11 protein-coding genes are annotated in these 10,220 nt (G+C 41.0%); 8 read left to right on the top strand and 3 right to left on the bottom strand.

The features are described from left to right. Positions 1-51: 51 nt before the first annotated feature. From IYN84_RS17325 to IYN84_RS17305, 5 genes are all read left to right on the top strand, one after another. On the top strand, positions 52-669 hold the full coding sequence (locus IYN84_RS17325; RefSeq protein ID WP_196140524.1) for a hypothetical protein: 618 nt from the start codon (positions 52-54) through the stop codon (positions 667-669). A gap of 127 nt (positions 670-796) precedes the next feature. Continuing rightward, positions 797-1,123 (top strand): hypothetical protein, encoded by a 327-nt coding sequence (locus IYN84_RS17320; protein WP_196140523.1) that lies wholly within the window; start codon positions 797-799, stop codon positions 1,121-1,123. Positions 1,124-1,240: 117 nt separating this feature from the next. Then, complete coding sequence (locus IYN84_RS17315; protein ID WP_196140522.1) at positions 1,241-1,747, top strand: DUF3806 domain-containing protein; 507 nt, start codon at positions 1,241-1,243, stop codon at positions 1,745-1,747. Positions 1,748-1,819: 72 nt separating this feature from the next. Then, positions 1,820-2,536, top strand: coding sequence for a murein L,D-transpeptidase family protein (locus tag IYN84_RS17310; RefSeq protein ID WP_371734990.1), 717 nt, complete (start codon positions 1,820-1,822; stop codon positions 2,534-2,536). A 58-nt stretch (positions 2,537-2,594) separates the two neighbouring features. After that, positions 2,595-3,053, top strand: a complete 459-nt coding sequence (locus IYN84_RS17305; RefSeq protein WP_196140520.1) for a DUF2314 domain-containing protein — start codon at positions 2,595-2,597, stop codon at positions 3,051-3,053. A 368-nt stretch (positions 3,054-3,421) separates the two neighbouring features. Here the strand turns inward: IYN84_RS17305 and IYN84_RS17300 are convergent, their stop codons facing one another. After that, entirely contained in the window at positions 3,422-3,898 is a 477-nt protein-coding gene (locus IYN84_RS17300; protein WP_196140519.1) for a DUF4124 domain-containing protein, read from the bottom strand. 272 nt (positions 3,899-4,170) lie between these two features. On the opposite strand from IYN84_RS17300, the gene IYN84_RS17295 reads away from it, so the two are divergent. Further along, on the top strand, positions 4,171-4,338 hold the full coding sequence (locus tag IYN84_RS17295) for a hypothetical protein (protein ID WP_196140518.1): 168 nt from the start codon (positions 4,171-4,173) through the stop codon (positions 4,336-4,338). Between the two features lie 23 nt (positions 4,339-4,361). Here IYN84_RS17295 and IYN84_RS17290 read toward each other — a convergent pair whose 3' ends face one another. Next, entirely contained in the window at positions 4,362-4,712 is a 351-nt protein-coding gene (locus tag IYN84_RS17290) for a hypothetical protein (protein ID WP_196140517.1), read from the bottom strand. A 504-nt stretch (positions 4,713-5,216) separates the two neighbouring features. Here IYN84_RS17290 and IYN84_RS21595 point away from each other — a divergent pair. Next, positions 5,217-7,487, top strand: a complete 2,271-nt coding sequence (locus IYN84_RS21595; protein ID WP_305852102.1) for a pre-peptidase C-terminal domain-containing protein — start codon at positions 5,217-5,219, stop codon at positions 7,485-7,487. A gap of 159 nt (positions 7,488-7,646) precedes the next feature. Here IYN84_RS21595 and IYN84_RS17280 read toward each other — a convergent pair whose 3' ends face one another. Next, positions 7,647-8,819 (bottom strand): ATP-grasp domain-containing protein, encoded by a 1,173-nt coding sequence (locus IYN84_RS17280; protein ID WP_196140516.1) that lies wholly within the window; start codon positions 8,817-8,819, stop codon positions 7,647-7,649. Between the two features lie 325 nt (positions 8,820-9,144). Between IYN84_RS17280 and IYN84_RS17275 the strand changes: the two genes are divergently transcribed. Further along, positions 9,145-10,182: a GGDEF domain-containing protein gene (locus IYN84_RS17275; RefSeq protein ID WP_196140515.1), complete on the top strand. Its 1,038-nt coding sequence runs from the start codon at positions 9,145-9,147 to the stop codon at positions 10,180-10,182. The last annotated feature ends 38 nt before the right edge of the window (positions 10,183-10,220 follow it).

Here is a 10,220-nt window from a genome sequence, read left to right as displayed (position 1 = left end):
TATTATCGTGATTTAGTGAAGATAATAATCTGTTAGGAGCCAAATCAAATTATGTCTACTGTATGCAAGATTTATGTAGCTTCTGATGACGTAGAAAAAATAAATTCATATCTTGAAGAGTATCTACAAAAAGAATATTCGTGTGATACTGAGAGTATCGAAACGGAGTGGCCGTTGGCTACCGAATTTGATTCTTTTAATTCCGGAGATGAAACACCTACAATATACTCATATAAACGAGAAGGAAGTCTTGTTGAGATATATTTTAATTCATTTTCTGAGAATGAAGATTTAGCCAAGCATTTATCGCAAGAACTAAAAACAATCACAACCGTTTCAATCTACCAAAGTACAGCAGAATCTGGTTGTTGGTTATATTTTAGTAGCGGTGAAAAAATACGCCATATTTTATTTATGGAGGGTTCTCCAGAAGAAATACATGGTGATAGGCTATCCTTTGAGAATAATCCCATTGGTCATAATATTGGTGAGGAAAGCGATCCTTACTATGTGTTCGATTTGGAGGAAATTGATTTTTATAACGAGTCCATAGGTATAGCTATTCCAATGTACAACGAACCCAAACCAGACTGGGTAAATATTCGCGTAAAAACAATCACTCCTAGTTTACAAAAAGAGAATAAAAAACCTTGGTGGAAATTGTGGTAGGGCTCCTAACAAGTTTGTCGTGAGGGACGTCTTTTACGTCGCTTCATATTTGTGCTTGAATAGCACAAATATAAATCAACTACAAAGTCGCCCCACACAAAGGCGTTATGTTTAAGGAGAATTTAAAATGGATATTAAAGAGTTTATAGTTGAGACACTCAACCAAATTACAGACTCTGTCGAGAATAACTCCTCAAGTCTGAATCCTGATAAGTTAGCTGTTCACGAAAATAACAAAGTAAAAAACGTGGTCACAGTCAGCGGTGGATTTATTACTAACGTAGAGTTCGACGTAGCAGTAACAGAGTCCAGCAATAAAGATGGTGGCGCAAAATTATCAATTGCTGGTATTGGTTCTCTCGGCGGAGATTTAGCTACAGGTTCTCAAACTGTGAGTAGAATAAAGTTCACAGTACCACTCCATCTTCGGCCAAATCAAGAAAGTAGCAAATGATTATAATAAGCAAACATAACAAGCAGCTGTTTGCGCCACTGCGTGGCTTGGACCTTCGTTCCGCTACGCTTCTCTTCGGCCCAAAAGCTGGGCGTTAGAAATACAAAGAGATGTCGAATGAAAAGGATAGTTTTAATGGGATTTTTTAGTTTTATTTCAGGCTTATTTCCCTCAAGTACGCATAGTGAACCTTTGATATCTGCGCTCAGTGAAGTTCAAACGCATGAAATCAAAGTGATGTCCAAGCAGGGAAAGGAAATAATGGTTAAGTATTTGGGAGAGAAAGTTTCGTATACCGAAGATGATATTGATCAGGTTGTAATTAAATGGCGACAGTCTGAAAAAACAAACAAGGAAAGTCCTGATGAGCTTATTGGGAATCTAGGAGCATATTTAGGCGAACTGTTGATAGCGAACCACGATTTGGCTTGGTGTATGTATGAAGATGCCCGAGGTAACGATTATTGCATAACTCACAAAAAAATTGTAGTACATACTTTTCCGCATTCGACAGTTTATAAAGCCGCTATTGAAGGTCGAGAATATGCGATTAAAGATGTATCTAACGCTTTGTTAGAACAAATCAACGAACATCTCGATGATCCTGAAATTAAAACACATTAAAATTGCTAAAAAGACAAAGCGGTAGATGAAATACTGTTTGAGGAGTTATGTCAAAAAACTATGAGTCCATTAGTGAAGAAAATATCCGTAATCTCATTTATGGTTTTAATTGCTATAGCGGGATTATTATTTATTTTCGGTCGTTCTATTTGGTATCCGTACTATGTGAATGTAGTGGGTCAAAGATCAGTTTTAGATGTAATCGAAAAGTATGGTGTACGAGCGGAAACAAGCCTAGCAAAAGAGTTTGACACTGCAGGAATGGCATACCCGCCTGAGTCAGTGAGTTTTATAGCCATTAAAGACACAAATGCTCTTGAAGTTTGGGCTCATATTGGAGAGAAATCGAAATTAATAAAAACCTATCCTATCAAAGCCGCCAGTGGTGTTTTAGGTCCAAAGTTGATAGAGGGTGATAGGCAGGTCCCTGAAGGGATCTATAAAATACTCCATTTTAACCCAAATAGTTCGTATCACCTTTCAATGAAGTTGGATTATCCAAACTCATTCGATTTAAAACACGCAAAGAAGGAAGGTCGTAATGAGCCAGGCACAAATATATTTATTCACGGAAAAGCTGTTTCAATTGGGTGCCTAGCTATGGGTGATCCCGCTATTGAAGAGTTGTTCACTTTGGTGCACCGTGTCGGTAAGGCCAACGTTGAAGTAATTATTACGCCAGTAGACCCCTCAGAAAATGAGTTAGTAAAACCTATTGGCTACGGCGACTGGGTAGATGAGCTTTATCAAAATATTACGGTTAAAATCAATGAGATACGTAAGACATAACAAACCAACTGCAAAGCTACAAATTGAAGCGTTAGGTGGCCGATAATCGGGAAGAAATATGAGTGAACCAAGGTTTAGAAATGTAAATTCGAAAGATGCGGAAATCGAAAATGCTCATGCGCGAGCTGCTGATACGATTCATGAATTTATAGCAATGGTCAAGGAGCAAAATGATGTCGCGTACATGGCAAAACTGAGGTTTCGAGATCCAGACTTTTCTGAAGAGACTGGTGTGGATCAGTTTTTGTATCTATGGCTTAGCGGCGTTTACTATCATGAAGATGAGAAACTATTATCGGGAGTTTTCTTTGAAGTTCCAAAAGAGCTACAAGAGTGGCACCAAGTTGGACAGAGGCTCGGATTTGAATATGATGATGTGTTCGATTGGATGGTAAATGATAATGGACGAGTCAAGGGTGGTTATACTATTCGTGTTACACGTAGTAGATTGGCTACCGAGCAAGAGCGTAAAGAATTTGACGAGTACTCAGGAATTACTTTTTATGAATCACTTTAAGTTAGAGAGTTTACACCTAACAAAATCTGTCAATTCGCACCTAAAGGTGCAAGACCTCCCTCCGGTCGGCTTTTGCGGATGGCGTTATGCCTAATTTCAGAAGAGGTAAAAATGAAGTCAAGTTTTCTATGTAGTGGGCTGACTTTATTGTTAGGAAAACTGGTGTCAGTGTTAATTAAAATCGATGTCCGCAAATGACCGTTTTGAGACCAGATACAGTTTTTAAGTAAACTTCCGCTTTATTGCTGTAGCCGCCAAGATATACTGAAAATTATTTTCGAGACTAGTTACCGCTTTCCGTGTCCGGTTAATTCGAGACTTGATTCAAAATTTGCAAGCCCAAGTCTCGATTTTCTCAATATTTACCTTTAACAGTTTTGTTTGATAAATGTTTCTAACATATTAATTTCCTTTTTCCTTTCCTCATCCGACATAAAGTATTGTTCTCCTTTTTCGTTTGCCGTCAGAATTCTGATTTGTGCTTTTAGCGTACCAAGCTGAGAATTCGCCAAACGACATTTTGTCTCATGTGCTTTTTTTTCCCGGGCTTCTTTTTCGGCTTTTGCTTTTTGTTCTTTTTCTGTCTCCATCTGGACCTGGAGTCGCTTCTTCTGCCAGTCTATCAATTCCTGGTTTCTATTTTGAGCTTCCCGTTGACTGTTTTTGTTGATGTCCTTTTTTATATCAAGTTCTGTTGCATTTTTTCCTTGAGGTTTATCGGAGTAATGGACTTTTCCATCCTTGTCGACCCACTTATAGACTTTCGAATGGGCGGATCCTACAAAAATAAGGGATGCCAAAAGGCAGAATGCTAAAACAATAAGGTTATCGAAGAGGGGGCGCATGTAAAGCTCCTTTTAATCGCTAATTGTCGTCATTTTATCACGAAAAGGCCATTTATATGGAAATTGAATTGTTCTTAATTACCGACGCACAAGACGTTTTTCAAGCAATTGATATTGCCACTATTTTGCCACAATTCTTCTGTTAAAAGCCCTAATGCTGCCGAGGACGAACACATGAACTGTATATGCTGATTTCAAGGTTAGTCGAAGTTGGCTAGTTGAAACACCAGATTAGTAAAGAGGAGCTTTGTGCTTCTAAGGAGAAAGCAGAGATGAAAACTTATTTGCCGAAAGATGAACGCATATTTGACTGGGATCCGGAAAATATGGACAAGTACTGGAAACAGTGTGAAGAATTTGATTCTTCAGTGCTTGTTGAGACCAGGAGTAGCGAAAAGTTGAGTCAGGAGTCATTTAAACAGATGTTCAAGCTGGGCTAGAGGCGGCTTGAACATCTGTAATCTTACTTTTGTGAGCGCTTATAGGCCATCAGTCGTATTCGAGTGATTATGTACCAGACGCCACCCAGTACTGCGAGTCCTATTTCAATAAAGTGAGTTAATTTGCTGAGTCCTTGTTTTCCAACAAAGTACCACATGATAAAGCCGAACAGAAAAAGGATAATACCTGCCATCGCTTGCATTTGTAGGGAATAGCGCTTTTTTAAGTTGGCCAGCTTTTCTTGATTGGCGAGTTGTTCTTCATTAAGTCCATCAGTGGATTTGCCAGATTCGAAGTCAAAATCACAGTGGGGACAACTCTTTGATTTGTTGGAAACTCGTTCTTTACAAGATGGGCATGAAATGATCGCCATGTATAATCTCTTTTTATAGGTTTTCCCAAAAGCAGGGCAAGAAGCCAAGCCAAATAATTTTTATGGTTCTAGCTGGATTATAAGTCACCTTGCGCACAGGGACAAATTATCGTCAGCCTAAATAGAACTCAGTTTACTCCAGATTAATTTCTGAAATTGAGCATGGATTTCGAAAAGAATAACGCGCTCGAGTAAATAAGCAAAGCGGAGTAAAAATACACACCAGAATTATTATCAAAACTTCTGAATTGGCCAATATAATTTATGTAACACTCCATTAAATTATCCCTTTGAGATAAGTGTGAATATTACCGATAAAAATTCAATATTTTTAATAATCTCGTATTGATGGTCACTTCTTCAGCAACTAAGCTAAATTTGCCTTGGACAAAAACTATACAAGAAATAGGCATCTTTATCGTTAGGACCAGATGATCTTGCCTGTAGTCATTTCTTTTCCAACCAGGGCTTATTCTTAAATAATTACAATCAAGGAGAAGACCTTTGAAAGTTAAAATGACAACTAAGCTTTTCAAAAAGTCTATTGCTGCATCACTGATATTGAGCGCATGTACTGTTGGGGCAGCTTCTGCTGAACAGCGCTACATTATTCAGTTCAAAGATGCGTGGGACGGCAACACTACACCAATGTCGCTCATGACCAATGAGCAAATTCAAGCTAGAGCACAAAACAATGCACAGCATGTAAAGAGTTTTGGCGCCAAAGTTAAGCGCAACTTAATGTTGAGCAATGCGGTTGCTGCTGAACTCAGCTTAAAACAACTATCAGATCTGGAAGCATCCGGGAAAGTTCTATTTATCGAACAGGATCCTAAAAGATTTCTTATTCCTACAATGGAATCAAGCGATCCGGTGCCAATGGCTGAAAGTGCGCCCTATGGCATCGGTCTGGTTCAGGCAGATCAGGTAAGTGATGCAAATACTGCGAACCGCAAAGTTTGTATTACCGATACCGGGTACACGCCAAATCATGAAGACTTGAGGCCATACACCGCAAGCAACATTGACGGTGATGACAATGATGGTAATGGTAATGACACAGGTAACTGGTACAACGATGGCCATGGTCATGGTACTCATGTTGCTGGAACTATCGCCGGTATAGGTGGTAATGGTGTTGGAGTGGTAGGAGTAAACCCCAGCAACTTATTGAATTTGCATATTGTTAAAGTATTTAACGATTCAGGTAGCTGGGCATATGGCTCGGATCTGGTTGCAGCGGTGAATCAATGTGTATCTGCCGGTGCAAATGTTATCAGTATGAGCCTTGGCGGTGGCCAGTCCAGTACTGCTGAATCTAACGCTTTTGAAAATGCATTATCCAATGGTGTACTTTCAATTGCGGCTTCTGGAAACAGTGGTAGTTCAAGTGGCAACGACGCTTTCTCTTATCCTGCATCTTATGATGCGGTGGTATCAGTTGGCGCGTTAAATAGCAGCAAACAGATTGCAAACTTCTCGCAAAAAAATAGTCAGGTTGAATTATCTGCTCCCGGCGTTAGCGTAAGATCAACCATTCCAAATAATCAATACGCTTCATGGGATGGTACTTCGATGGCAACACCGCATGTTTCTGGTGTCGCGGCATTGGTTTGGAGTCACTATACCGACTGTACAGCGACCCAAATTCGAAAAGCATTGAACGATTCTGCGGAAGATCTGGGGTCTAGCGGTCGAGATCAGTCTTATGGCTATGGTCTTGTTCAAGCTAAGGCTGCGGTGGATTATTTGGCACAATATGGTTGTGAAGGCAACCCTGATGGCGGCGGAGGCGGTGGTGGCACCGATCCTGTAGAGCTGACCAATGGGCAGGCGGTAAGCAGTCTAAGTGGCGCCCAGGGCGACGAGCTTGAGTTCTTTATCGATGTGCCTGCTGGTGCAACTGACTTGTCATTTGCGATGAGCGGAGGCTCTGGCGATGCTGATCTTTATGTGAAGTTTGATGCTGCGCCAACAACCAGTAGCTACGATTGTCGACCATATAAGAGCGGCAATAGCGAAACCTGTAGCTTTGCAACGCCAAGTACCGGTCGTTACCATGTGATGATTCGTGGTTATTCTTCATTCTCTGGAGTAAGTCTGACCGCTAGCTTTACCGAAGATAATGGCGGCGGTGGAGGCGGCGACGGCCAGCTTTCAAATGGCGTTGCTGAAACCAATCTGTCGGGAGCACAAGGTGAAGAGCTTGCGTATTATATTGATGTTCCTGCTGGCGCAAGTAACTTGAGTTTTGTTACTGCAGGCGGCAGTGGCGACGCTGACCTTTACGTTCGTTTCGGTGCTGCACCAACGACAAGTACGTATGATTGTCGTCCATATAAGAGCGGCAATAACGAAAATTGTGACTTTGCGTCGCCTGGTGAAGGCCGTTACTATGTGATGATCCGCGGATACTCTGCATTTTCTGGTATGTCGCTGACAGCATCATATGATGAAAACGGTGGCGGTGGAGGTGCCGGAAGCATCAATGAGGGTAATCTCTCTGCGAGTTCCGGAAACTGGAACTATTTCACCATCGAAGTTCCTGCGGGTATGGCTACACTGGATCTTAATATCACCGGCGGTAGTGGTGATGCCGATCTGTATGTTAAGCAAGGGTCACAGGTGACTACTTCAAACTACGACTGTCGTCCATATAAGTGGGGCAACGAAGAGAGTTGTAGCTTTACCAATCCTGCAGCAGGTACCTGGTACATTGGAGTGAGGGCCTATAACAGCTATTCCGGTGTAACCTTGTCTGGTAACTGGCAATAGCAAAATAGTTCAGCAAACGGTTGAACGAAAGCCCCTCTGTTGAGGGGCTTTTTTGTTAGCAAATTTAACTGGATAATTAATTGCGGAATATCGTTAAGAACAATGGCTCAATTATTGGTTATGTCATTGCCCCAGTTAAGGCTGAAACTACCTTAAGGTTTATTTTCGAAATAGCTTTCGTTTTATTTTATCCAGGTAAAAAGCTATCGTTGGACCCGGATCTGATGGTTGCCAAATAGTGCGAATATCAGCAAAGAGCCAGTGAAAAAGCAGTGACGGCAATTGCAATATCAACTTCCCTGGAGCTGATAAAAGCAAGGCTTTGGTTAAGGTAATGTCCCCCATTAACCAATGGCGCTTTAAGCCGATCCTGTAATCTGTTTGCGCAGTAACCTTCTCTCCAAGGCAGGCTCTTACTGCAAAGTCGGGGAGGTTGATCCCGCATCCTGTAGCAATGGCTATCGTAGCATCGGTTCTTGGGTTAACTTCAAGAAATGCGCTTTTTCCAGTGTTTTCATCTTTGAGAAATTGTATGCAGCCAATTCCCGTATAATGATAATGCTCAACCAGAGACTTACACCAGGAGAGGTGCTGAGCTGTCGGTTCAATTGACTGATCAAGCACACTATAACCTGTGTCATTTGGCTTAGTAGTCCTGATAACTTTAGATTCAAAATAGGCTAGCAACTGACCATCTTGCGCAACGAACATGCAGTTGTGCCTTTTGCCTTCAATCAGACTTTGTGCCAAAGCTGGAGAACTAAGAGCCGATTTGTCCTGCATTAGTATTTGGTATTCTTCTTCACAAGTGATTCTCAGGCACTTTTCTCCTAAGAGCAAATGTCTTGAATCGAGAGGCTTTAAAATGATAGGTAATCCTGTATGGCTCTTAAAGGCTTCCAGATCTTGCTGCGATGTTATTGTTTCTGATTTTGGGACAGTTATTCCGAGCGACTCTAAGATTCTGACCGATGTCGGTTTATCCAGGCACTCATCAACAATCATCTTTTCTGGAGATATTAAAGTGACGCTTTCAGGTAATTTTGAGTGAATAGAAAGAATCACGCGAAGAGAATCTTCGCCGACCGGGAAAATGGCTTCTATGTCCGTGTTTTGTGAGAGGAATTCGACAAGTTCATGACAGAATTTATCCGCTGAATCAACAATATCGCTATGAAGCCAGGTTTGGCTACAGGCTTTCGAGTAATGAACATTACCGTAGCTCAAGTCCTCCTGGGTACAGCCGAGTATGATAGTGTGTCCGGCTTTTTCCAGAGCACGGATAACGGCCAATGTATGTCTATAACAATCAAGAACTAGTATTTTAGGCATTTCCTACTACCAAACATCCGAATTCTGTGCCGGATTATAACTTTAAATCTATTAAAATTAATAGCTTATCCACGCGTTTAAGTCCTGAATATGAAGTTTTTTCGTTTCCCGAGAGCGGGAAATGTCCCGGGCATAACAGGCATCCGACGCTGGCCATTAATAGAAGAACCTAAGATTTACTGCTATATTCAAATAGATACCGTCAATAGAAGTATTCTTGCGTGAAGCTTTCCCCGGTAATAAACCACACAGAGCAATTATTAGCGCAGTAAATTCCGAGCGCAAACGGAAAGCCAGAGACGCTCTATACTCGAGAGGTGATTGTGTGAATGAAGAAATTCTAAACTCAGTAATAAAAATCACAAAGAACTCTGATGTAGATTCTCTCGAGCTGAGTTTAGTAAAAACACTTGTTGAGTTTCTTAACTGTAGTCGAGTCTCTATTTATAAAGATTTGAAATTCTTTAATTCAAACGGCATTGAAGAATCCTTACATCTTTCAATTGACAGCGACAACAAGTATCACTGGCGAGAGCGAGAAGTGAATCAATCTCTGGATAACGAGCTTGTGTCATGTATGAGCTCTAACTGTCCTATTACAGTTGAAGACCCGAGAGGCTTTGATAAGCGATGGTTTCCTATCTCTCTCAATGATGAAACGATTGGTGTCATCTATATGGAACTTCCGAAACTCGATCCGGGACAACAGGTGTTAGTTAATGCATTTTGTCGAATTTACGAGAACTATCTTATTGTTTTAAACCTGAGTGAAAGAGATAAGTTGACGGGATTATTAAACCGGCAAACATTTGAACAAAAGCTGAGTGGTCTGCTAAGAAAACAGGTAAGGAATCAGTATAATCCTGCGGATAGTGCAATTTGCAAAAATGATCAAAGGGGGCATCATATCGATTCATTTTCATGGCTGGCTGTCGTCGATGTTGATCATTTTAAAAGAGTGAACGACAAATTTGGTCATGTTTGTGGCGATGAGGTGTTGCTCATATTATCTCAAAGCATGCAGAGCTTTTTTCGAAGAAGTGATCTACTTTTTCGTTTTGGTGGGGAGGAGTTTGTCATTGTTCTTGAGCCAACAACTCTGGAGATGGCAAAGAGCAAGTTAGATTTTTTTCGTCGGAAAGTTGAAGCTCAGAGGTTTCCTCTTGTCGGGCGGATAACCATTAGTATCGGACTTTCAAAAATGTCTCCTCATGACTATCCGATGAATGTTTTTGAGCAGGCAGACAAAGCACTCTACTTCGCTAAAAATACGGGTCGAAATAAACTCGCTTCTTATGAAGAGTTAATTGATGAAGGGCATCTTACGACTGAGCTCGAACAAAGTGAAGTTGACCTATTTTAGCCAACCCTCTATGTTTTATCGTGAAAGCATTTGATGTG

Source organism: Aliikangiella sp. G2MR2-5, assembly GCF_015687155.1.
Lineage (GTDB): Bacteria > Pseudomonadota > Gammaproteobacteria > Enterobacterales > Kangiellaceae > Aliikangiella.
Note: the sequence above shows the minus strand (reverse complement) of the source record. Positions and strands in the feature narration are given on the sequence as shown.